Consider the following 25,335-nt stretch of genomic DNA (forward strand, 5'->3'; position numbering starts at 1 on the left):
ACCGGGTTTAGCCAAGTAAGTCGTTTTGGTTGAGCATGTTCTCCGCAATGCGTTCGGGGTTTATTTCAAAACGCCCTTCCGCGATAGCGCGGCGAATCTCCGCAACCTTTTCCAGATTGACGTCCGGGGCACTGTCGATTTTGCTTTGGAGGCGACCAAGTGTCTGCGCCTCTTGGCTCAATACCACTTGATCGCCAGGGGCCTTGGCAGTTGCAGCCTGTGGCGCCTTGGTGTCATTGGATTTCGCATCTGCGGCGGGGGTCGCGGCAGGCTTGCTGCGGGCACCCTTGGCATTGACTGAGTCAAGTGAGTTGTTGGTATTAATCATGTTTTTCCCCTTTAAGCTGCTAAGCATTAAGCCTAACGGCTGGTAATCTACAAAAGTCGCGGTTGCTATGTCGTGACATATGGAGCGCCGGTTTCTGGTTCTCCTGATATGGCTATCGGCCAAGTGCCGATTTACTTTAGCAACATTTTTAAAAACTTTATTCTTAAAAGGTCGGGTCTCATAGTGTCTGGACAAGCCCTTGGTTCAGCACAATACCAGTGACTATCCGTTCGGATGAGCTATTGCGAACTCTGATTTTCTGGCCGACGCGCCCATCTGCGAGGGCGACACCGGAGCTTAGAACCTTTATTGATCCCGCTTGAGCTTGCAAGGTAACGCTTTCACCCCGTTTTATGGCTGTGGGTGCATCAAGACTATTGGATTTAAAAGGCTCGCCTTGCCCTATGTTTCGTTTTGCTTCTTTGCCAACAATGTCTTCATCTGTCAGTGCATAACCTTGCCGGATGCTACTGATGTTGACCAAATTGTCAGCAAGATGGCTTGCGTTAAGTTGTTCGCCGCGTTGGACGGCGCGGGCAGCGACCGGAATATAGCGATAAACCATTATTTGGGCGGGTACATGCACTGACCATCCCTGAGGGCCAGGGCAGCGCGCTTGTACGCTAATGCTGCCGCCAAGGCCTGTTGGGTCTTGTAGGTTGAAGGCGAGCGCTTCTGTGCACCGCTCCAGTCTGAGCCGGCTATCCAGATTGCCTACCTTTATATCCAAGCGTTCATGTTCCACTTGTTGGTAGTGGCTCGCCAAAAAATTGGCAACATCTTGTTTTAGAGCCAGCGTCGAATAGGTCTGTGCGGTAGCAGTACTGCTGAGCAAAATAAGGAAGCTTGCGCCAAATAGAGTTTTACAGTTATTTGCAGTGGCGTAGGCGAGTTTTTGCACGAACGCCCTATTTACGGGGCCGCCCGTTAAAAAATTACTGAAGAAATTACTGCAAAAACTAGGAAGTTCCATATTTTGGCCTATCCTCAAGGGTAAGAACCGAGTGCCACTCGCGCTATTTTACTAACGACTAAAGTCTGACACTTTTTTGCCGCTAAGCTGAATACGTTGAATAAAGCAAATACTGTGCCGCTCGCGGCAGTTAGAGTAAGTGGCGTTTAGGCTGACTATTACAATCAATGAGGTAATTGCATGGCTGGGGTAATGGATAGTGTCAATCAGCGCACACAACTGGTTGGCCAAAACCGTCTTGAACTATTGCTGTTTCGCTTGGGTGGGCAGCAGTTGTACGGCATTAACGTGTTCAAGGTGAAAGAAGTGCTTCAGTGTCCGCAATTGAATGCAATTCCTGGCCGCAGTTCTGTGGTTCGTGGGGTTGCGCATATCCGCGGCGGTACCTTGCCGATTATGGATATGAACCTCGCCATTGGGCGTCGCGAATTGCCTGATATAGAAAGCTGCTTTGTCATCATCACCGAATACAACCGCACGGCCCAAGGTTTCCTTGTTCGTTCGGTTGAACGCATTGTGAATATGAACTGGGGTGATATTCATCCACCGCCAAAAGGCGCGGGTAAGGAGCATTACCTGACTGCAGTTACTCAGGTTGATGGCCAGCTGGTTGAAATTATCGATGTGGAAAAAATTCTCGCTGAAGTATCGCCTGCGCGTGAAGAAGTTAGCGCCGGTGTAATCGAAGATGGTATTGCCGACCGTGTAGTGCAAAAACACGTGTTAATCATTGATGACTCAACCATCGCGCGCAAACAAATACAGCGTGTGGTTGAGGGTATGGGCATTAAAACTACCGTTAAAAAAGATGGGGCAGAGGGCTTTAATTACCTGCTGGATTTAATTAAAGAGGGGAAAGACCCCTACGCAGAGTTGATTATGATTATCTGCGACATCGAAATGCCCGAGATGGATGGCTATACCTTTACTGCAGAAGTGCGCAATCATCCGCAACTCAAAAATTTGCATATTATTCTGCATACCTCATTGAGTGGGGTATTTAATGAGGCTATGGTGCGCAAAGTGGGTGCTGATGACTTCCTTGCCAAGTTCCACCCGGATGAACTGGCTAAACGCGTAAATGACCGGGTATTGTCGATTACCGGTGAAAGTTTGTTGCCGCCCGAACAGGCATAAGTTGTAATTGCCGTTGCAATTGTGCGGCGGCAAGCGTTTTTATTGAGAGTCTATGAGTAATAAGCCTACCCCTTTTTCCAAGCCGCTCGGTGGCGATAATCTCAACCAAGCTGAGTTTGACCAATTCCGTCAGTTTCTTGAGGATGCCTGTGGCATTTCGTTAGGGGATAACAAGCAGTATTTGGTGACCAATCGTATCCGGCGCATCTTGGAGGAGAATAAAATCGCCTCTTTTGGTGAGCTGGTAAAAAATCTAAAGCATGGATTGAACCGAAAACTGAAAGATCAGGTTATAGACTCCATGACCACCAACGAGACTTTTTGGTTTCGTGATAATTACCCCTACGACCATCTCAGAAGCACCTTATTACCCCAGTTAATGGGCGGTAATAACCGCATGTTTGGCCCGGTGCGTATTTGGTCGGCGGCCTGCTCTTCAGGTCAAGAACCTTATTCCATCAGCATGATGGTGGAAGAGTATAAACGCCAAAATATGGGTAACTTGGCGCGCCCGGTGCAAATAGTAGCAACTGATTTGTCGTCCACCGTGCTGGATCAGGCACGCAGTGGCGAGTATGACAAGCTCTCGGTAATGCGCGGTTTGTCGTCGGAGCGGCTCGATAGGTACTTCGATAATCCCACGCCGACTATGTGGAGAGTTAAACCTTTCGTAAAAGAGCGCATTGATTTTCGCTCGCTTAACTTGATGGACTCCTACGCCGGTTTGGGTAAGTTCGACATAGTGTTTTGCCGCAATGTACTGATTTACTTTAATGGCGATTTAAAACGTCAGATCCTGCAGAAAATTCACGCCTCGCTTAAACCACAAGGCATTCTATTCCTGGGCTCTTCGGAAGGGCTTGCGGGAGTGGCCGATTTGTTTGAAATGGTTCGCTGTGAGCCAGGAATTCTTTATCGCGCTATCTAATCGTTTCACCCATGACAGTTAAATGAACCATCTAACGGCCGGGCTTTTGCCCGGCTTTTTTATGTGTTGCCGGTTCCTCTTCTGCCTGCGGAAAAGCTTTGCCGCTTTGTGTTTGCCGCTTCTGTATTACACGCTTCTATAATTTAAAAAGTCTTTTAAAAACAATGTGGTATAGCTATTTTATGGGCTTGGCATAGGCATTGCTTTATCGTCACTAACAGTGGCAATAACACTTGTGGTTGCCGGCCGCGATGCTAGTACAGGCGCGATTTTTTAAGGTGAAAGCACTATGTCCATCTCCTTCGATAAAGCATTGGGTATTCATGAATCGGCATTGCGTTTCCGTTCTGAGCGCGCGGCAGTGCTGGCCAACAATCTGGCGAATGTGGATACCCCCAATTTCAAAGCCAAGGATATCGACTTCAAACAAGCCCTGAGTCAGAAGATGACTGGTAACAGCGGGTTTAATCTCGCCACTACCCAATCAGGGCATATTGATGGCAGCGCCTTTGCCACCAATGAAGCCGACACCCTGTACCGCACGCCGCAACAGCCATCCATCGACGGTAACACCGTAGAAGATCAGATTGAGCACGCGGAATACATGAAAAATGCGCTGGCATTTCAATCCAGCTTCCAGTTTTTGAATAGCAAATTTACCGGCCTGCGCAGTGCCATTCGTGGTGAGTAACCTCGATTAACCCTTAAGGCTAATGGCTGGACCCAACCGGTAAACCCTTATCTCCTGCGGGGATAACGCAAGCAAATGAACAGGTGAAGATATGGCACTCGGAAATATTTTTGATATCGCAGGTACCGGTATGAATGCGCAAAGTTTGCGCTTGAATACTACTGCCAGCAACTTGGCTAACGCGCAATCGGCAAGCTCCAGTGTCGATGAAGTGTACCGTAGCCGCCAGCCTGTTTTTGCTGCTATTCAACAGGAAGCGATGCGTGCAAGTGTCACCGAGGGTGCCTATAGCGACAACGAAGTGGATGCTGCCGCCGGTGTGCAAGTGATGGGGATTGTTGAGAGCGATGCGCCATTGCAGCGTCGTTATGAGCCGGGTCATCCCAAAGCAGATGCTGAGGGTTATGTGTTTTATCCCAATGTAAATCCGGTTGAAGAAATGGCCAATATGATTGCTGCTTCGCGTTCATTTCAAATGAATGTTGAAGTGATGAATTCAGCCAAACAAATGGTTCAACGTGTATTAACACTCGGTCAATAAGGAGCTGAATCATGTCGGTATCCGGTGCAGCAGCAACAAGTAGTGTGACTGATAACCTCAGCATCACCAAAAAACAAAGCACAAACACAACTACCAATGAGTTGGGGCAGGCGGCGTTTTTGGAATTGATGATCACGCAAATGAATAATCAAAATCCACTGAGCCCGCAAGACAACACCGAGTTTGTTGCGCAATTGGCCCAATTTAGTTCAGTGGAAGGGCTGGAGCGTTTGAATAAAAGTTTTAACAGTTTTATGTCGAATAATGCACTGCAGGCTTCTTCTCTTGTGGGGCGCAGTGTGAGTGTGGAATCTGATAAAAGCACTTTGGTTACCGGTGGAATAGTGGCGGGCAGCACAGAGCTCACTTATCCAGCAAAAGACATGACCATGAGAATTTACGATAGTGCCGGTGCATTGGTGCAAACAATTCCGATTGGCGAAGTCCCTGCCGGTGAGACGGTTTTCCGTTGGGATGGGCAGAACCTGGAAGTGAATGGAAAGTTATTGGATTGGGAGGCGGGCGATGATGCCGCCACCACCGGTCAATACAAATTTGAAGTGACTGCTAGTCAAAATGGTAAGGCGGAAACATTAAATACATCGCTCAGTGCGAACGTAAATAGTGTGACTATCGGTGAGAATGGCAAGTTGATTCTGAACCTTGCCGGTATTGGTGCAGTAGAGGCCGATCAAGTAAAACAATTTAACTAAAAGTTTTTGATGTGAGCCAAACACTTGGCACAGTATCAAAAATTAATTAACCCCGGGCGAGGTGTACCATGTCTTTTAATACAGCATTAAGCGGAATTCGCGCAGCTAATACCGATTTGCAGGTGACCGGCAATAATATTGCCAACGCCAGTACCGTTGGTTTTAAATCCTCGCGCGCTGAATTTGGTGACGTGTACACCAGTACGCTATTGGGGGGTGGTTCCAACACGGCAGGCAGTGGTGTAACCATTCAAAATATTCGCCAGCAATTTACCCAAGGCAATTTAAAATTCACCCAAAATGAATTGGATTTATCAGTAAATGGCGAAGGTTTTTTTGTCGTTGAAAAAAATGGTGAGCGTCTCTACACCCGCGCGGGTACTTTTGGTTTGGATAAAGACGGTTATATCGTTAACGGTACCGGTTCGCTATTGCAAGGTTTTGCTGCCGATGCAGATGGCAATGTGAGCGGCGTACTGGGCGACTTGCGGGTTGATGTGAGTTCACAGGCTCCGCGTCAAACCACTGGTGTGAACGCCTCTTTTAATTTGGATGCCAATGAAACCGTATTGGAAACAACTGGCCAGCGTTTTGCCACCAATGGCACCGGGGTCAATGAAGCCCAGACTGGCGCTAAAACTGCGACCACAACCGTGTTGAATTTGGGCGCAATTGCAACGCCGATTACTTTTTCGGGAACCAATACTACTGCATTTACTATTTCCCGCACCGACCCAATTACATTGGCGACTGACGATGTGGATTTGGTATTGAATTCCGGTTCTGCGTCGTCACCTGCGGCTTTAGCTAACTTGATCAACTCGGCAAACTTTGATTCCGCAAACCCTGTGAATGTGGAAGCATTTGCTGACCCTGTTACCGGTCAAATTGGTTTTCGCGACCTCGCAACTGGCGTTGCCTCTACCGTTGCTGTGACTATTGATGCGGCCAACTCCGATGCAAACGCATTAACGACGGCTATCAATGGCGTGAGCACGGCGGCCGGTACTCCGCACCCGACTGCACATACTGCTGGTATTCCCGAAGTTACCAACAACTATGGCTCTCATACTTTGGTAATTCGTGGTCCTAACGGTACAGATGTCACTTACATCAGCGAATACGGTGCCAGTGCCGATGAAACCGCTTCTGAGTTGAATTCACTTGCCGGTGTATCGGCAACAGCAAGTACCGAAGCGACACTCTTGGCCTCGACCTTCAGCAACAATGGCTCCTTCCGTATTAATGGTGTGAATTTGACCTCCACCGGTTTACCGGATATGACTGCGCTGCGTGATGAAATTAATGCCCTTAGTTCGTCAACGCTTTTTGGTATCAGTGCGAGCATTGATGATGCCGGTAATTTGCTGGTTGAGTCGGCCACGGGTCGGGATCTTGAATTTACGTTTGATACCGCTGGCGGCAATGCTGAAATCCAGGGCAGCCAAGGTATACCGCAAGTCGTTAACGATGCGGTCAATGGGGTGAAAATTGGCGGGGAGGTCACCATCACCTTGCAAGAAGGTTACTCCATTGTTAGCAGTGAGCCGACTGTGCCAGTGTTTGGTGGCAGCTTGTTTGGTTCAACCAATGTGCCTAACTTTTTCACCGATATACCGATTAATGCTTTTAATCCGATCGATCAAAAAACCTTTAACCATGCAACAAATACTGTGGTTTACGACAGCTTGGGTAATTCGCATGTGATGCGTCAGTATTTTGTAAAAGAACCCTATGATCCTGCTGACCCCACTACATCACCCAACCACTGGACTATGTATGTACAAATTGATGGCCAGAACGTAGGTGACCCCGATCCAACTTTACCGTCACCACAGAATACCCAGCCAACTATGGCGTCGTTTAACATTCATTTCACTCCGGACGGTAATATCGACCCGTTCAGAACCGATGCAATGCTTATCTCCAACTGGACTCCAATTGGGGAGGATGGCCAACCACTTGGTGGTCTTGGGCCTTTGAACGTATTGCAAGGCGGAACTATCCCAGTGGCTGAGCCGCCAGCAAGCTCGAATTTTCAAATCGATTTGTCAGGCTCGACTCAATTTGGCAGCGTATTTGCGGTGGAGGAATTGGATCAAAACGGTTACGCCACTGGTCGTTTGGCGGGGCTGGATATCAGCAATACCGGGATTGTGTTCGCGCGCTTCACTAACGGTGAAGCCCAGGTCTTGGGGCAGGTTGCACTGGCGAACTTCAGTAGCGTAGAGGGCTTGAAGCCAGTGGGTGACACCATGTGGGCACAAACCTTTGAAACTGGTGAGGCGATTATTGGTGCGCCGGGTTCTGCGCAGTTGGGGAATATCACCGCTGGTGCAGTGGAGGAATCCAACGTGGACTTGTCAGAGCAATTGGTGAATTTGATTATCGCCCAGCGTAACTATCAGGCGAACGCAAAAACCATTGAAACGGCCAATGCGACCACCCAAACCATTATCAACCTGAGATAACCCTAACCCTTTACAATCAGCCACACCCCGGCGGCAAAGAGCGGAAGTTCTTTGCCGCTTCTTTTGTGGCAAGTTTTTTTTCCGCTGTTTTACAGCTCCGTATTTCTGTGTTTTTCCCTTTCATATCAAAGGCTTGCTAAGTATCACCAACTTGGCACCGCTCTTGCAAAACTCCTGATAACAACAAAACCGCCAAAAAACCAACGTTTGGTTTTTGGCCGTGAATTCAGGAGTAACCTGTGGACAGAGCCCTTTTTATCGCCATGACTGGTGCCAAGCACAACATGCTGGCCCAGGCTAATCGCGCCAATAATCTGGCAAACGTCAGCACCACCGGTTTTCGTGCGGATTTCGAACAGTCGCGCAGTATGGGTGTGTATTACGGTGATGGTCATCCCACGCGCGCCTATGCCATGACGGAATCCCCCCGTGCGGATTTCACCTCTGGCCCCATGATCGAAACCAATAACCCACTGGATGCCGCGATTCAAGGCGATGGTTTTTTTGCCGTGCAGGCCCCCGATGGTACCGAAGCCTATACCCGCGCCGGTAATTTTGCGGTGGACGCAGCGGGCGTATTGCGCACCGCAAATGGTTTGACGGTATTGGGCGATGGGGGCCCCATCAATATTCCTGAAAATGAAAAAGTACAAATAGGCGCAGATGGCACGATTTCGATTGTTGGCCAAGGGCAAGGCCCGGAAGCCATGGTGGAAGTAGGGCGCATTCGTTTGGTGAATCCCGATATTCAACAACTGGAAAAAGGCGATGACGGTTTGTTTCGTCAGCGCGATGGTTTAAATGCTTTACCTGCGGCAGAAGTGACGCTGCGCAGCGGCATGCTCGAAGGCAGTAACGTCAATGCAATTGATGAATTCACCCAAATCATGAGCTTGGCGCGCCAGTACGAAATGCAAGTGAAATTAATGAAAACCGCCGATGAAAACTCGGCCGCGTCCACCCAACTGTTACAGATGTCCTAATTGTTTTTAGGTCGACATAGTAAGCGCGCTGTTATTTATTTTGCTGCGCTTCAAATGAGGAAAAGATTATGCACGCCGCCCTCTATGTAAGTAAAACTGGTTTGTCAGCACAAGATCGCCAGTTAACTACCATCTCCAACAACCTTGCTAATACCAGCACCATTGGTTTTAAACGTGATCGCGCCGTATTTGAAGATCTGCTGTATCAAAACCAACGCCAACCCGGCGCACAGCAAACTCAGGAAACGGAACTGCCATCGGGTTTGCAGTTGGGGGCGGGGGTGCGTGTCGTCGCCACACAAAAAGAATTTACCCAGGGTACCTTGCAAGTGACAGAGCAGTCGCTCGATGTTGCGATTGATGGTCACGGATTTTTACAGGTGTTACAACCTGACGGCACTATTGCTTATACCCGCAATGGCCAACTGCAAATTAATGGCGAAGGCCAATTAGTAAATGCCGACGGTTATTTATTAGAGCCCGCCATTATTGTGCCTGAGGGCGCTACCAAAATTACAATCGGCACGACCGGTACAGTAAATGCCTACACGCCCGGTGAGGTGGAGCCACAACAATTGGGCGACATTACCTTGGTGGATTTTATTAACCACTCCGGCTTGCAACCAATTGGCGGCAATTTATTTGTTGAGACTGTGGCCAGTGGTGCACCCGTGCAGGGAACGCCGGGTGAAAACGGTTTGGGTGTACTTAAACAAGGCATGTTGGAAAATTCCAACGTGGATATTGTGGAAGAAATGGTCAACATGATTACCACCCAGCGCGCCTATGAAATGAATTCAAAAGTCGTCTCTACCGCTGATCAAATGTTGCAATACATTACGCAAAATCTTTGATGAGTAATTAATCATGGCTGCGCAAATAAACAAGTCATATCGCTCACTCAAACTGGTGTTGGCCGCCAGCACAGTATTGACATTGACCGGATGCTTCACTAACAAAAAACCTATGCCGGATGATCCGGCCTATGCGCCTACTATTGCCGCGAATATGCCGGTGCCCCAGCGCACGGAAGGCTCGCTCTATCAAGATGCTTATGGCCTGAATTTGTTTGATGATCGCAAAGCGCATTTTGTGGGTGACGTAATTACGGTAACGCTGAGCGAACGAACTGTTTCGCGTAAATCTTCCGGTGTAAATACCAGTAAAAATAGTGGTGTAGATTTTAATGCCGGTCCGCTTCTGGGGGTAAACCCAACCATTAAGGGGAATGAGTTAACAACCAACCTTGAACAGGGCAGAACATTTGATGGCAGTGCCGATGCAGATCAGAGCAATAGTTTACAAGGCAATATCACCGTGACAGTTGCAGAAATATTACCCAACGGCAATTTAATTGTGCGCGGCGAAAAATGGATAACGCTTAATCGTGGCGACGAATTTATTCGCATTAGCGGCATAGTGCGCCCCGATGATATAGCGCCGGATAACACCGTGTTATCAACCCGCCTGGCCAATGCAAAAATTTCATACAGTGGCACCGGCGCACTGGCAAGCACGCAATCTATGGGGTGGTTATCGCGTTTTTTTAACAGCGAGTTATGGCCATTGTAATTTCTGCCCCTTACCAGCAGGGCTTATGTAATCCAGTTTTATCGAGGTATTTTTATGCCCAGTTTTTTTGTTTCCAGCATCAAAAAAATTCCGCAGTATTTGGGATTTTCGGCGCTGACGTTGATGTTAGTGTTTAGTGCATCCAGCTATGCCGAACGAATTAAAGATATCGCCAGTGTTGCCGGTGTGCGCGCTAACCAATTAGTCGGTTATGGCTTGGTGGTTGGTTTGGATGGCACGGGGGATCAAACAACACAATCACCTTTTACTACCCAATCCTTCAATAGCATGCTGAAGCAATTTGGTATTACCGTGCCTGAAGGCGCGCGTATGCAAATGAAAAATGTTGCTGCGGTGATGATCCAGGCGGAATTACCTGCGTTTGCAAAACCAGGTCAAACAATTGACGTTACAGTTTCCTCTATCAGTAACGCAAAAAGTTTGCGTGGCGGTAGTTTATTAATGACTCCATTAAAAGGGTTGGATGGAAAAGTTTACGCCATTGCACAGGGTAATTTGGTGGTTGGTGGTTTGAGTGCATCAGGTAATGACGGCTCAAAAATTACCGTGAACGTTCCCAGTGCCGGGCGTATTCCCAGTGGGGGAATGGTGGAGCGTATGGTGGAAACTAATTTTGCCGGCGGTCAACCAATTGTATTTAATTTGCATCGAGCCGATTTCACCACCGCCAATGCGTTGGCAAAAAGTATTAATGACATGTTGGGGCCAGATGTAGCACGCCCGCTCGATGCGGTGTCAATTATGGTGAATTCACCCGTGAATCCGGCGCAGCGTGTCGATTTTATTGCGATGCTGGAAAATTTAAACGTCACCATGGGCGAAGAAGTAGCGAAGGTGATTATTAATTCGCGCACCGGCACTATTGTGGTTGGCAAAAATGTCCGTGTATCGCCTGTTGCGGTTACTCACGGCAGCCTCACTGTGTCTATTGCGGAAAGTTTAACCGTGAGCCAACCCAATGCCTTGGCCGGTGGAACTACTGTAGTTGTTCCTAGCAGCAATGTGCAGGCTGATGAAGAAACAAACCCCATGTTCAAGTTCGCGCCAGGCGCCAACCTGGATGACATAGTGCGGTCAGTCAACAATGTGGGTGCATCTCCCAGCGATTTAATGGCGATTCTGGAAGCCTTAAAACAATCCGGCGCACTCAAAGCGGAATTAGTGGTGATCTAAATGTTACCCATCGATACCGGCATTAAAGTCCCGCAGGTGCAAGATAATTATCTTGACCCCAACTCGTTGAATTCCATCAAAGCGATGGGACGCGACCGGGACCCTCAGGCAATTAAAGAAGTTGCCAAAAAGTTTGAGGGTTTGCTGGTACAACAAATGCTGAAATCCATGCGCGAAGCGAATGATGTTTTTAGTGAAGGTAATTTTTTAGACAGCCAAACCACACGTTTTCATCGCGACATGCTCGACCAACAAATGGTGATCAATTTAACCAGCGGTTCTGGTATTGGTGTGGCGGATCATTTTTATCGCCAAATGATGCAAAACTACGGCAGTGCCATGCGCCCCGAAGCGGATGTGCAAAACAACACGCTAACAAGCTTGGACGCGCTGACTCCGCGTGCAGCGAATAGCGCTGACACTGATGCTGTTAATTCATCCAATACTGATCTGTCTGCGGGTGCACCAGCAACGTCACTGGACGATTGGATTCAAGATTTTATGCGCATGAGTGACAACGTGCAGATGAAAGCACTGGGCGCTGCAGAAGAGCAGCAACCTGTCATCCCTGCGATTAACTACGGACTTATTCCACAGTTATTGAATAAACCACAAGCGGCCACCCTGCGTGGCGGCCAAAAAGCCAGTATTAGTGCCACCCAGGAAAATTTTGTGCTGATGCTTAAACCTCACGCCGAAAAAGCGGCAGCAGAATTACAAATTAATCCGGATGTGTTGATTGCACAGGTTGCGCTGGAAACCGGGTGGGGCAAACACGTTATTCACGATCGTGCGGGCGAAAACAGTTTTAATCTATTCAATATTAAAGCGGGCAGTCAGTGGCAGGGCGATAAAGTCAATGTAAACACCCTGGAGTATCGCAATGGTATTGCTGCGCAAGAAAAATCAGATTTCCGTAAATACAATGATTACGCGGAGAGCTTTTCAGATTATGTGCGCCTAATGAAAAATAATCCGCGCTACGAAAAAGTATTGGCAACGGGCACAAATTCATCGGCTTATGCTGAGGCGTTACAGTCCGCCGGTTATGCGACCGACCCTTATTACGCGAAAAAAATTAAAAGTTTATTGAATAGTGATGCTATTAAATCACTGGATATTTCTGCTGCTGCAAAAGACCTACAAGCCGGTGTTTTGCAAACGAGCGCCCAGTCAGTTCTCTCTCTGGCGGCTACTACCGCCCGCCACTTAGCGGAGTAATGCTATGTCCGGTATTCTTTCCAATGCCATTTCCGGGCTGCAGGCCAGTCAAAATGCTTTGCGTACCGCAGGCCATAATATTTCCAATGCCAATACCCAAGGGTACTCGCGGCAGGAAGTGAATTATGTGACGCGCCCTGAGCAAATTGCAGGTGGCGCAGGTTACATCGGCTCTGGCGTTACCACAGCATCCATTGAGCGCGTGGTGAACGAATTTGTCACAACACAATTGCGTTCCGATACTTCTACTTATAATCAGTTAAATAAATACAGTTTAAATATTAGCAAAGTCGATAAATTGTTTGCCGAGGCAAGCACTGGTCTGTCTGGTTCATTGCAGAGTTTTTTTGCTGCATTACAGAACGGCGCTAATGACCCGGCATCTACGCCGGCGCGGCAGTTAATTATTACCGAGGCACAAAGCCTGAGTAGCCGTTTTAATAATCTTTATCAGCGAATGGCGGATATTGAAAAGAGTGTGAATGGTGAAGTTCGCACCGTTACCTCGCAGATCAATTCATTGGCAACGTCTATTGCTGAATTAAACCAATCCATTGGTGAAGCGGTGGCGTCTGGTGGTGGCAATCAACCCAATGATTTATTGGACAAGCGCGATGAAACTTTGCGCCAACTTGCAGAATTGGTGTCTATTCAGGTGGTAAAAGAATCCACCGGTGATTTAAATGTGTTTATCGGTAATGGCCAGCCATTGGTTCTGGGGGCTAGCTCAAGCTCATTCAGTGTGACCAATGACGGTCAGATACAATTGCGGGCTAACAGCGCGGTCATTGATATTACCGAGCAGGTTTCGGGTGGCCAAATTGGTGGCCTATTAAGTTTTCGCGATGAAGTATTGTCCCCGTCCATGAATGAACTGGGGCGAATTGCGATTTCAATGTCAGAAGAATTTAATAATTTGCAACAACAAGGTCTTGATCTGGATAACGATTACGGCCAAAAAATGTTTGTCGATATTAATGACCCCGTGAATGCGGTTAACCGGGTAAAACACAGCAGCGGCAATCAGCAGCCCTATGATCGGCAATTAAATGTAACTATCACCGATACTAATCAGTTAACCGCCAGTGATTATCGTTTTGATATTGTGCCTGGTACGACCAATTATGTTGTTACTCGTCTTGCGGATGATCAGGTGGTCAAACAAGGTGGTTTATCTGGCGCTTATCCATTTAGCATTGAGTTTGATGGCGTAAGCCTCAATTTAACCAGTGGCTCATTTCAAGGTGGCGATTCTTTTTTAGTGCAGCCAACCCGTAACGGTTCGCAGGATATAAAAGCATTATTGCAGCGCCCAGAGGATTTAGCCTTTGCGTCGCCTATTCGCACCGGTAGCGCCAGTAGCAACACCGGTAGCGGCATTGTTAGCAGCGGTCAGGTATTAAGTGTTGTCGATACAAACGGCAATATTTTGCCTGCCTTTGCCAACCCCGGCCAATTATCGCCGCCAATTATTATTCGCTTCACGTCGGACACCACTTACGATGTATTGGATAACTCTGACCCTGCAAATCCAAAACATTTGAATCCGGCCATGCAGGATCAAGTGTTTGTACCCGGCACAACCAACAATATATTTTCGAGTGATCCGGGCGAAACCAGAATTGTAGGTGCTGGTGATCGCCTTGGTTTACCGGCAGATCGCAGCCCGCAAACTGTTGCAATAGGTGCTCCCGCACAAGGCAATGGTTATTTAGCGGAGCGGTTGAATTTTACGTTTACTGATCCACAAACCGGTTCCGTGACAGCGCGCAGTATAATTACCCAGTCGGGTGCATCAGCTATGCAGACGGCGGCGCAATTAAGCGCTTTACCCGGCGTCACTGCAAATGCTTACACCACGGCGACAATTACCGGTATTAATGTTGCACCCGGTGATTTTGCAGTACCTATGCAGTTGCGTATTAATGGTGAAGCGATAATTCAAGATGATGGCGCATTACCAACGCCCGCATTTTTAAGTACCGTGCCTGATCCGAATCTCAGTGAAGCGGATTTCAATGATTACCTTGCCGAGCAAATTAACGCCAATCCCAATTTAAATGCGCTGGGAATTCGCGCGCAAAGTTCTACCAATCCGCTAACTGGCGCACCTGAGCTGAGGTTGTTTGCGGCGTCCGGTGTGGATCTGGATATTCGTTTTTCAGCGGCAAGCGCAACCAGTAGCATTCAGGTTAATGACAGTTCGGGCAATCCTAATCAGACATTAACCAGTGCCGGTGTAGGGCAGGAGAGTGCAATTACTGTGGGTGGCAGAATTGATGTCACGCTTGCGTCTGGCATTGAAATGTCCCCTTCTATTTCAAGTAGTCCTTTGTTTGGTGACAGTAGCTCTGCCACATTTGTACAGTCATCGTTCCTGGGTTATCAAGTGACGCTTACCGGGCAACCTAAAGCTGGCGATGTTTTTACTGTGGGTTTTAACACCGACGGTAAAAATGATAACCGCAACGCGTTGGCGATGGTGGCAATGGAAACAAAATCCACTATGCAAAACGGTAGCCTTAGTTTCGCGGAAGGTTATGGCAAATTAGTGGAGGAGGTCGGCACCAAAAGCAGTCTTGCTAAAATTAACACCGAAGCCAGCATTAGTTTGTTAGAACAAAGCCAAACGATGCGCGATAGTATTTCCGGTGTAAACCTGGATGAAGAAGCTGCGGATTTAATTCGGTTTCAACAACTTTATGGTGCGAATGCGCAGGTAATTTCGGTCGCTCGCGAGTTGTTTGATACCTTGTTGAATGCCCTTTAAAAAAAGGGCCCTGTGAATGCAGGTATTCACAAAAGCAAAAAGTTGGATTGATTTGTGCATTGCCAATGATAAGCGGCAAAAATTGTAAGCACAGGGTATTGGTATGCGTATATCTACTTCGCAAATTTACAACATAGCAACACTCGGCATGGGACAGGCGCAATCGGCTGTCACTAAAACCCAGGAGCAAATGGCTACGGGTAAACGAGTGTTGTCTCCTGCGGATGATCCGGTAGCGGCGACTACTATTCTAAAATTAAATCAGGAATTGGCGCGTACCGAACAATACAAAAAAAATATCGACGTGGCCGATAATAGTTTGAGCTTGGAAGATTCAACCTTGCAAACAGTTGTAGAACTAATGCAACAAATGAATGTGCTGGCGGTTAAAGCCGGTAACACGGCGGTATTGACCGCTGCCGATTACAAATCCATTGCGGCCGAAGTGGACACGCGAATTAGTGAGTTAATGAACTTGCAAAATACGCGCAATGCTTCTGGTCAGTACATTTTTGCGGGCTATCAAGGCGATACTCAACCCTTCATTAATAAAGGCGGCGGCAATTTTGAATACCTGGGCGATGAAGGCCAGTTATTTCTGCAGGCCTCTGCTTCTGTCAGTGTGGCAGTGAGTGACTCGGGCAAAAAAGTATTTGTAGATATTCCCAGTGATCACAATACGGTAAACACTTCTGCCAGTAGCAGCAATCGCGCACTGCCTGCATCAGTAGTCAGTGTGGGTCAAATTGTCGATCAGGAATTGTTTGACAGTTTTTATCCCGAAGACATGGTTATTGCATTTAATGCCAACTCTGCGGTTGTTCCTAATGGTCCTAATTACACCGTTACTGAACGCAGCACTGGCAAAGTGCTGGTGGCGAATGCGCCTTACGTTTCCGGCGAAGAAATTAATGTGATGGGTGTGAGCCTCAGTATTTCCGGTTCACCAGTTGCTCCTACACCCGCCAGCTTGCCATTTAACTTTGATGCGGCTGCAGCGCCAATCGATTTTTCTGCCAACCCTACAACCTTAAAGATTTCTGTCGGTGGCAGGTCAGAAACTCTGGAATTTAACAGCTTGCCCGTCGTAAATAATGCGGCAGATTTTGCCGCTATGTTAAATGCAGCGCCCAATGCCGCTAAATTGGCGAACCTTGGTTTAACGGCCAGTGCGACAGGGTTCGTGTCGGCTAATGGTATGAACATTAGTGTGCAAGGTGGTAATCCTGCACTGCAAAGTGCGACAGGCCTGACAACCATGGCGGGCGTGGTTTCAACCAACGGTAAAGCGGGCGATTCTTTTCTTGTTGAATCTACCGATAAGCAAGGTTTGCTTACAACGCTTTCACGTTTCAGTGAGGCTATGAAAAGTGTAAAAGACACGCCCGAAAGCAAAGCATTGCTGAGTGATTTGGTTGCCAAAACCTTGAGTAACCTGACTAACTCTATTACCAATGTTGTTTCAGTGCAGGGTGAAGTGGGGGCTCGTCAGAACACCCTGGAAAGTTCGCGTGATTTGAATTTGGATGTAAATTTGTTTGTTCAGCAAGAACTAAAAAGTGTACAGGATCTGGATTACGCAGAAGCCTCAATTCGTTTATCGATGGAAACTCTGGTGCTTAATGCTTCGCAGCAGAGTTTTACCAAAATTAGCCAGCTGAGTTTGTTTAATTACCTGTAGCGCAAGTGTTATGGTTTTATGCGGTTTTTAAACATTTGTCGGAAGTCGCTGCGCTCTTCCAACCTACAAACATTTCAAATACGTGGGTTGGAAGAGCGCAGCGACTTCCGACACACGAATCATCCGTTTTCCGACACACCAATCATCTGCTTTCCAGCACCCATCTCAATCATCCCTCTTTAATGTTTTCCAACCACCCATTTAAATTTTGCTAATCTTTGTAGATGGCGTTAGGCTTCGCTTATTAAACCAACTTATTGTATTCCCTAGGTAAAGAGCTGTTTTATGGATATTGAGACCTTGTTAGATCCTCTCTCTCGCGCACTCAGCCAGTCCCAAGCACTGCTGTCATTGGCAGAGGCGGGCGATTGGGATTCCTTTGAGACATTGGTGCAGCAGCGCCAGCAGGGTTTGTTATCAATTAATGATGCTGAATACTTGCAGTCGCTGGCGCAGGCGGATTTGGAACCTCAAGCCGCACGCATGATTGAAGAAATCCAGACTATTAATAAGCGTTTATCCGAGCTGGCTGAAATTAGTCGTGAGCAAGTGGCGTCAGAATTGCGTCAAACTAATCGCGCCATGAAGGCAATCGATGCTTATGGTCGTTAATTTGACGTTTTTCTGCTTTTATATAACCTTCCGCAATAAATTCTGTTAATTACCGCTGTAAATATTTTGTTTAAGCCATAAAAAAAGATTAAAGCAACTCCAGGATGTGTCGATAACCTTGTTAGAAGTGCTGATTAGTAAGTTTGTCTCAGGCTTCATCAACAGACTTGTTATCGCAGTGATACTGCACACAGACATTAATCCAGGAGATTAATCATGGCTTTAGTAATTAACAGCAATATCGCCTCCATCAATGCGCAACGTCAATTGATGAACTCAGGCAACGCACTTGATCGCGCTACCGAACGTTTGTCCTCTGGTAACCGTATCAACTCCGCAAAAGACGACGCCGCTGGTTTGGCGATCGGTAACCGTATGACCTCTCAGGTTCGTGGTCTGGACCAAGCCATCCGTAACGCTAACGATGGTGTATCCATGATTCAAACCGCAGAAGGTGCTCTGCAAGAATCTACCAACATCCTGCAACGTATGCGTGAGCTGTCGGTTCAGTCTGCGAACGGTATTTACAACGATGCTGACCGTCAAACCCTGAACGCCGAAGCACAACAATTGAAGTCAGAATTGGATCGTATCGCCGATACCACTTCGTTCAACGGTAAAGCTCTGCTGGATGGTTCTTTGGGTAGCACCAGTTTGCAAGTAGGTGCATTATCTAACCAAACTATCGACGTAAAAATTGGTACCTTCAACACCAACTCACTGGGCGGTAGTGCTGGTGATGTAGTGGGTGAATCTGCAACTGGCCTGGCTGCATTGTCAGCGTTTACCGGCGCAGATGCCGATACCACTTTATATGTCAATGATGTTGCCCTGAGCAGTTTGGCTGACGCCGCTGCAGGTTCTACATTGAACGAAAAAATTGCCAGTATTAATGCTGACTTGGAAGGAAAAGGTGCTGTGGCGTCGGCACTTGTTTCTTCAGAAGGTAATGATATTGGTGATGGTGTGCTGGTTGCTGGCACCGATACTTTGACCCTTACTGTAGTGGATGGCGACGGTAATAACCAAGCTTATATCCTGACTGGCACTACTAACATGGATGAGCTGGTTGCAAAAATTAATAGCGATACTGGTGTTAGTGCAAGTTTGACCGATGATGGCAATTTGGTGCTGAGCCAAGAGGGTGTTGTTTCCATTACGGTTACTGGTACAGGTAATGGTCTTGCTGCAGCCGGTTTTGATGGCGCTGAGACTGATGAAAACTTCCGTTTGGTATTCACTGACACTAGCGTTGGTGGTACTGGGGTAAAAATTGAAGGAGCTGACGATGCTGCTGCATCAGCGGCGATGATGACCAACGTTGCTGCACTGGGTCTGGATATCTCTGATGACTTGGGTAACCTGCAAGGCGCCACTATTACAAACTTTGCCTCTAGCTTGAATGCCGGTGATTTGATTATTAACGGTGTTGAAATTGGTGAAGTAGATGCAGGTGCTGATGCCACTGAGAAACGTGACAATTTGATTGAGGCTATTAACAAAGTCAGCAGCGAGACAGGTGTGGTTGCTTTTGCCGGTGATGCCACAGACTCGATCGCATTGGCATCAACCAGCGGTGAAGTAAGTGTTAAGTATGGTGATAATGCCGCCGCTACCATGTATGCCCAAACTGGTATTCAAGAGCGTAATGCCGCTGAAGGTGCTGGTTCTGTAGCTAGCGTTGATATTTCAACCCAAGCTGGTGCTCAGAAAGCAATTGGTATTATCGACAAAGCGATTGACCAAGTAAGTAGTACCCGTGCAGACCTCGGTGCGATTAACAACCGTTTGGACTTCACCGTATCAAACCTGGCGAACATCTCTGAGAAAACTTCTGCTGCTCGTTCACGTATCAACGATGCTGACTTTGCCGCAGAAACTGCAAACCTCAGCCGTTCACAAGTATTGCAACAAGCGGCGACTGCGATGTTGGCTCAGTCTAATGCACGTCCACAACAAGTACTGTCACTGTTGAGATAAGGTGGTAGCTTCCTTCAAAGTTAGCCCTCTGGCTAACTTTGAAGGTGTGTTCTAGTGAGGACTTTATGATGAATGAAATCACTAAAATCGCAGCGGGACCGGCACCGGTGAAACCAGTGCCGGCTTCGTCGTTGGCGGGCACTGTGCAAGGTCAAAAAACCGGCAATGATTTGCCGCCGGTTGCCGAAGCGGCAAAACCTGTAACCACTGAAACCGTCAATTCCCAAGCGGTACAAGAGAAAGTGCAGGCCGCCGTTGCGCAGATGAACGAGTATATTCAGTCCACCCAACGTGACTTGAATTTTACTTACGACCCTGGTTCAGGTGAAACGGTTGTGAAAGTATTGGACAGGAGTACGCAAGAAGTTATTCGTCAAATTCCCGATGAAATATTTCTGCGTTTGGCACAGCAACTCACACCCGATGAGCCAGTTAGCCTGATTAGCGCGCAGGCTTAAAAACGCTTTTAAATCATTGATTTATGGCTTTTTAAGCGATTTTGGAAATATTGTGTTTTAAAAAAAGAGCAGCATTCGCTGCTCTTTTTTTTTGAGGTTTTTTTTGAATATTTTTTCCGCAATTATTATTTTTTAGTCGTTTTTTTATCCAGCACACTACCTAAAAAATGTTGTTTCCCTCGCTTGAATAATTGTTCCCGCCGAGGCTGTTTTTTATGGCCTAAAGCGCTTGATTTTTTTCTTGGCATAGTCTGTGCAAAAGCCCACTTAGGCGACCCGTATAGAAATCCTGTTGGTATCCATTTCTTACCAGTCTTGCCACGAAGTTCTCACAAACTGAGCAATTTATTTGCCGCTGTTTCTGGGCTTCATCAGTCGGCTTGTCACAGCACACGCAACTGTGAACAGGAACAATCATTAGGAGATTTATTATGCCTTTAGTCATTAACACCAATGTCGCTTCCTTGAATTCACAGCGTCAATTGATGAACTCTGGAAACGCTCTTGATCGCGCTACCGAACGCTTGTCCTCTGGTCAGCGTGTTAACTCCGCCAAAGATGACGCTGCGGGTCTCGCCATTTCCAACCGTATGACCTCGCAAATCCGTGGTTTGGATCAAGCTATCCGTAACGCAAATGACGGTGTGTCTCTGGTTCAAACCGCAGAAGGTGCTTTGCAAGAAGTAACCAATATTCTGCAGCGCATCCGCGAACTTTCAATCCAGTCTGCGAACGGTATCTATAACGATGACGACCGCAAAACATTGGATGCGGAAGTGCAACAGTTAAAGCTGGAAATGGACCGTATTTCAGAGACTACATCATTCAATGGCCAGAAGCTGTTGGATGGAACCTTGGGTGAAACCTTCTTGCAGGTGGGCTCTCAGGCAAATGAAACAATGGAAATTGCCATTGGTTCATTTAATACCTATGCGCTGGGCGGCTCGTCTGGCGATATCGTGGGTGAGCCTGCAACACCTAACGGTGCTCCACCGGCCAACCACTTGGCGGAGATCGATGCGCTGACAGATCTGACGGCAGGTGATTTACTGATTAATGGCACTGCTATTGACCCGGTCACTACCGCCACTAATTTGAATGAAGCATTGGCAAGCATCAACTCGGATTTGGAAGGTAAGGGCGCTGAAGTTGCGTCTCTGGTTCAAGTCACTGCCGATACTGCCGGTTCAGGTGTGTTGCGTGCGCCAGACGAAACTCTTGAACTGACTTTGGTCGATGGCAATGGTTTGTCGCAGGTTTATACCATTACCGGCACCAACAGCATGAAAGAGTTGGTGAATAAAATTAATGCTGAAACTGCTATCGAAGCGACTGTGGATGCTAGCGGTAAGTTAATTCTCACCGCACCGGGTGCGTCATCAATTACTGTGGATGAAACTGCAACAACTGGTAATCCCTCAGGCTTGGCTGATGGCCATACTAACTTCTCCTTGGTGTTCAATGACACTAGCGCCGATCGTTTAGGCGTGACCATTGAGTTGGGGGCAACTGCTGGTGCTGATGCGCGAGTGTCTGCATTAGGCGTGGATGTACAGGATGCTAACGGCAACTTGTTAGGTGCTGCAGTCACCGCTGCTGGTGGCGCTCCAGTGTTGCAAGAAGGCGATTTAATTATCAATGATATCCCGATTGGTAAGATTACAGCCGGGACGTTGGTGGCCGACACGATTGCGGAAACTATTCGTGTTATCAACTTATCGTCCGATCAAACGGGTGTTGTGGCGTTTGCTGGCGGTACTAACCAAATTTCTCTGCGCTCTGCCAATGGCGAAGAAATCGCTATCAAGTACGGTGATACAGCGACCGCAGTAGATGTAGTTGCTATCACTGGTTTTAAAGAGCGTAACGATACCGCCGGTGTGGGCAGCGTTGCCAGCATCAAGATTGACACTTACGAAGGCGCCCAACGTGCAATCAGTATTGTCGATAAAGCGTTGGAACAGGTGAACGCCACCCGTGCAGATCTGGGTGCGGTGAATAACCGTCTGGATTTCACCATGTCTAACCTGGCTAACGTATCAGAGAAAACCTCTGCCTCCCGTTCGCGGATCATCGATGCAGACTTCGCTGCAGAGACCGCCGCCCTGAGCCGTGCTCAGGTATTGCAGCAGGCGGCCACGGCGATGTTGGCTCAGTCCAACGCGCGACCAGAACAGGTGTTATCACTGCTCAGATAATAATTTTTCTGGTAGTTTTTCTGCCCGTATAACAAAAACCGCAGCTTGCTGCGGTTTTTGTATTTCTACAGGGCGTAAATAGCCTGAATAAACCGATTATAGGCAAATAATCAGCTAGCATTAACGCAGGTATCCTTCCGGTTTTTAAACATGGCTTTATCTTCCCCTCATAAGCTTGTCTCTCTGATTTTGCGTATCGTTTTACTGACGCTGGTGTATTTGGCCAGCGGTTGGCTTTCATTGTTGCTGGCTATTCCCCCGGGTTTTGTGAGTGGCATATTTTTGCCCTTGGGGATCTCTTTGGCGGCTTTGCTTATTTGGGGGAATCCGCTGGTTATTGGTGTGTTACTTGGTTCGACCTTGCTGAATATTGGTGTCGCTTTGGCAGATGGACAAACCCTAACCAGTGGGGTTGTTGGGGTTGGTTTTTTTATCGCGTGTGGCAGCAGTATCGCTTGTTTGGTTGGGGCCTGGCTTATTCGTCGTTTTGTTGGTTTTCCTAATCATTTAACAGACGAACGGGATATTTTTTTGGTGTTTATCCTTGGCGGGCCAGTAGCGGCCGCCATTAGCGCGAGTATCGGTACGCTGGTTCTGTTTGCTTATGACATTATTTCGATAAATCAAATTATTTTTAGTTGGGGAACCTGGTGGATTGGTGATGCTATAGGGGTGCTTATTGCGGTGCCCTTGATGTGTGTATTTTTTGCTGAGCCCCGCTATTTTTGGCGAAATCGGCGCGCCACTGTGGGTATCCCTTTGGTTGTTAGTAGCTTGGTTGTAGTGATAATTTTTATCACTGCCAGTAACAACGAACAAAAAAAAATGGAGGTGCAATTTCGGCAGGAGGCGAGTTTGATTGCTGCTGCCGTAGAAACCACACTGGGTTCGGTGGAGCAGATCCTCGCGACCTTGGGAGGGTTATTTATTGCGTCACAAGATATTACTCGCGAAGAGTTTATCGCTTATGTGGATCAGGTTATTTTAAAAAAGCACGGTGTATCGGGCTTTTCCTGGAATCGTTTGCTTGCACACGATGAACGCAGTGAGTTTGAATCCAATATGCGCGGGCAGGGCTTTGATAATTTTGTCATTCGTGAAGCCTCTTCTGATGGCAGTTTTACTACCGCACCGGAGCGTGATAGCTACGTTGTTATCACTTATATAGAACCATGGGAGCAGGGGCGGGTTATTCACGGTGTGAATGTTGCGGCAGACCCTGAACGCTTTGACGCAATTGAGCGCGCCGCGAAGACCGGCGAGTTGGCTATGACCAAGCCTTTGCAGCTGTTGCAGGACAAAACCTATTCGCCGGCGATAATTGCGTTCTATCCGGTGTTCAGTTTGGCTTATTTGAAACCCGAAGTAGCTGCAAATAAACCGATGCTTATGGGGTATGCGACGGCCATTGTGCGCGCTAACGATTTAATTACCGCTACTTTATTGCCCTTTGCGTCGGCGAATTACAACCTGATTATTACTGACATCACCCAAGCGACAGACCCCTTACGGTTTTACACCAAGGGGCAGGTGGCCACACCTGCCTATGCTGATAATTTAATCCTTGAGGATGAAGTCACATTAGGTGGGCGGCGCCTGCAAATTCGTATCGCACCTACACAGTTTTTTTTGACGAGCAAACAGGGTTTGGAGTCGTGGTTTGTATTGGTAGGTGGTTTGCTGTTCTGCAGTTTATTGGGTGGTTTTTTGTTGCTGATATCAGGGCGTACCCAACATATTCACAATCTCGTTGAGCAGCGCACGCAAGAACTCGCCGCTATTTTGGAAAGTGCCGCTGAAGCAATTTTAGTAGTGGACAGCAGTGGTGTAATTGAAAAGGCCAACCCGGCTGCTGCGATACTGTTTAACTATTCGTTAGAAAACCTTGAGCAATTACAGATCGCAGATTTAATCCCCTCTCTGTCTGATTTGTCGGGTGCTGCGCTTTTTTCTTCAGCTGTGGAAGGCGAAAAAGAGCGTGTTGCGCGGCGCAGTGACGGAGTGAGTCTGAATGTTGAACTCAGTATTAGCCCGGTGGATATTAAAGAGCGATTATTTTTTACTTTTATCATTCACGATGTCACCGAGCGTAAAAAGGTTGAACAACTTAAAGCAGAATTTATCTCCACCGTCAGCCATGAATTGCGCACTCCATTAACGTCTATCAAAGGTGCATTGAGCGTGGCGCTGAATGGTGGTGTTGGTGTTTTGGATGAAAAGCTGGCACAGCTCTTGTCTATTGCGGCAACCAATGCGGATCGCCTGTCGCGTTTGGTTAATGACATTCTGGATATCGATAAACTGGAATTTGGTAGTGCCAATTTAACCATTGATGTGCATGAGGTGTATCCACTCTTAAAGCAGGCTGTGGAGCAACATCTTGCTTATGCGGAGCGTTACGCTGTGCATTTGCAGCTCGATCTGCCCGATGAATCCTTAATAGGGCTCAAAGCAAAATTAGATGGTGATCGTTTTTTGCAGGTCATGTCCAACCTGATTTCCAATGCGATCAAATTTTCTTATCAGCATAATCCTGTGCAGATCCGCATGACCAAAGAAGCGCATCGCATTCACATTGAGGTAATTGATAAGGGGCAGGGAATACCTGCGTCTTTCCATCAGCGTGTATTTACCCGTTTTGCCCAGGTGGATTCATCGGATACCCGTAAGCGGGATGGCTCAGGCCTTGGGTTGAGTATTACCAAGGCGTTGGTTGATCGTATGGGTGGTACAATTGACTATGTGTCCGAGGTAGGAAAAGGCACTACTTTTTATATCACTTTGCCCATTTATAACGATTGATTTAATGGGCCTATTGTTCGTGCTGGCCTGTTTTATGCTTTGTTATTAAAAATCAGGTTTTTTGATAAATAGCGGCAAAACC

Annotated in this window: 20 protein-coding genes; 18 read left to right on the plus strand and 2 right to left on the minus strand. The window is 47.5% G+C overall.

What is annotated here, in order from left to right:
• Nucleotides 1-7: 7 nt before the first annotated feature.
• Entirely contained in the window at nt 8-328 is a 321-nt protein-coding gene (gene flgM / locus D0B88_RS12880; protein ID WP_151057630.1) for a flagellar biosynthesis anti-sigma factor FlgM, read from the minus strand.
• A gap of 178 nt (nt 329-506) precedes the next feature.
• Nucleotides 507-1,301: a flagellar basal body P-ring formation chaperone FlgA gene (flgA, locus tag D0B88_RS12885; RefSeq protein ID WP_151057632.1), complete on the minus strand. Its 795-nt coding sequence runs from the start codon at nt 1,299-1,301 to the stop codon at nt 507-509.
• 180 nt (nt 1,302-1,481) lie between these two features.
• On the opposite strand from flgA, the gene D0B88_RS12890 reads away from it, so the two are divergent.
• From D0B88_RS12890 to D0B88_RS12975, 18 genes are all read left to right on the plus strand, one after another.
• Complete coding sequence (locus tag D0B88_RS12890) at nt 1,482-2,438, plus strand: chemotaxis protein CheV (RefSeq protein ID WP_007641086.1); 957 nt, start codon at nt 1,482-1,484, stop codon at nt 2,436-2,438.
• A 52-nt stretch (nt 2,439-2,490) separates the two neighbouring features.
• On the plus strand, nt 2,491-3,366 hold the full coding sequence (locus D0B88_RS12895) for a protein-glutamate O-methyltransferase CheR (protein ID WP_007641088.1): 876 nt from the start codon (nt 2,491-2,493) through the stop codon (nt 3,364-3,366).
• A 289-nt stretch (nt 3,367-3,655) separates the two neighbouring features.
• Entirely contained in the window at nt 3,656-4,057 is a 402-nt protein-coding gene (gene flgB, locus D0B88_RS12900; protein WP_007641097.1) for a flagellar basal body rod protein FlgB, read from the plus strand.
• A 91-nt stretch (nt 4,058-4,148) separates the two neighbouring features.
• Nucleotides 4,149-4,598: a flagellar basal body rod protein FlgC gene (gene flgC / locus D0B88_RS12905; protein ID WP_007641098.1), complete on the plus strand. Its 450-nt coding sequence runs from the start codon at nt 4,149-4,151 to the stop codon at nt 4,596-4,598.
• Nucleotides 4,599-4,609: 11 nt separating this feature from the next.
• Nucleotides 4,610-5,311, plus strand: a complete 702-nt coding sequence (locus D0B88_RS12910) for a flagellar hook assembly protein FlgD (RefSeq protein WP_151057634.1) — start codon at nt 4,610-4,612, stop codon at nt 5,309-5,311.
• A gap of 68 nt (nt 5,312-5,379) precedes the next feature.
• Nucleotides 5,380-7,782 carry a flagellar hook-basal body complex protein gene (locus D0B88_RS12915; protein WP_151057637.1) on the plus strand — a complete coding sequence of 801 codons (2,403 nt, stop codon included), beginning with the start codon at nt 5,380-5,382 and terminating at the stop codon, nt 7,780-7,782.
• 239 nt (nt 7,783-8,021) lie between these two features.
• On the plus strand, nt 8,022-8,765 hold the full coding sequence (gene flgF, locus D0B88_RS12920) for a flagellar basal-body rod protein FlgF (protein WP_007641103.1): 744 nt from the start codon (nt 8,022-8,024) through the stop codon (nt 8,763-8,765).
• A 68-nt stretch (nt 8,766-8,833) separates the two neighbouring features.
• Nucleotides 8,834-9,619, plus strand: coding sequence for a flagellar basal-body rod protein FlgG (gene flgG / locus D0B88_RS12925; protein WP_007641104.1), 786 nt, complete (start codon nt 8,834-8,836; stop codon nt 9,617-9,619).
• A gap of 13 nt (nt 9,620-9,632) precedes the next feature.
• Complete coding sequence (flgH, locus tag D0B88_RS12930; RefSeq protein WP_151057639.1) at nt 9,633-10,337, plus strand: flagellar basal body L-ring protein FlgH; 705 nt, start codon at nt 9,633-9,635, stop codon at nt 10,335-10,337.
• Nucleotides 10,338-10,460: 123 nt separating this feature from the next.
• Nucleotides 10,461-11,531: a flagellar basal body P-ring protein FlgI gene (locus D0B88_RS12935; RefSeq protein ID WP_050977029.1), complete on the plus strand. Its 1,071-nt coding sequence runs from the start codon at nt 10,461-10,463 to the stop codon at nt 11,529-11,531.
• Complete coding sequence (flgJ, locus tag D0B88_RS12940) at nt 11,532-12,752, plus strand: flagellar assembly peptidoglycan hydrolase FlgJ (protein WP_151057641.1); 1,221 nt, start codon at nt 11,532-11,534, stop codon at nt 12,750-12,752.
• A 4-nt stretch (nt 12,753-12,756) separates the two neighbouring features.
• A complete protein-coding gene (flgK, locus tag D0B88_RS12945) occupies nt 12,757-15,522 on the plus strand; it encodes a flagellar hook-associated protein FlgK (RefSeq protein WP_151057642.1) in 2,766 nt (921 codons plus the stop codon).
• Nucleotides 15,523-15,625: 103 nt separating this feature from the next.
• Complete coding sequence (flgL, locus tag D0B88_RS12950) at nt 15,626-17,203, plus strand: flagellar hook-associated protein FlgL (protein ID WP_151057644.1); 1,578 nt, start codon at nt 15,626-15,628, stop codon at nt 17,201-17,203.
• Between the two features lie 285 nt (nt 17,204-17,488).
• Complete coding sequence (locus tag D0B88_RS12955) at nt 17,489-17,815, plus strand: flagellar protein FliT (protein WP_007641111.1); 327 nt, start codon at nt 17,489-17,491, stop codon at nt 17,813-17,815.
• Between the two features lie 216 nt (nt 17,816-18,031).
• Nucleotides 18,032-19,795 (plus strand): flagellin, encoded by a 1,764-nt coding sequence (locus tag D0B88_RS12960; RefSeq protein WP_151057646.1) that lies wholly within the window; start codon nt 18,032-18,034, stop codon nt 19,793-19,795.
• A gap of 65 nt (nt 19,796-19,860) precedes the next feature.
• Complete coding sequence (locus D0B88_RS12965; RefSeq protein ID WP_007641115.1) at nt 19,861-20,253, plus strand: flagellar protein FlaG; 393 nt, start codon at nt 19,861-19,863, stop codon at nt 20,251-20,253.
• Between the two features lie 431 nt (nt 20,254-20,684).
• Nucleotides 20,685-22,451, plus strand: coding sequence for a flagellin (locus D0B88_RS12970; protein WP_007641128.1), 1,767 nt, complete (start codon nt 20,685-20,687; stop codon nt 22,449-22,451).
• A 150-nt stretch (nt 22,452-22,601) separates the two neighbouring features.
• Nucleotides 22,602-25,253: a CHASE domain-containing protein gene (locus D0B88_RS12975; protein ID WP_151057648.1), complete on the plus strand. Its 2,652-nt coding sequence runs from the start codon at nt 22,602-22,604 to the stop codon at nt 25,251-25,253.
• Nucleotides 25,254-25,335 lie beyond the last annotated feature (82 nt).

The sequence above is a fragment of the Cellvibrio sp. KY-YJ-3 genome, assembly GCF_008806955.1.
GTDB lineage: Bacteria > Pseudomonadota > Gammaproteobacteria > Pseudomonadales > Cellvibrionaceae > Cellvibrio.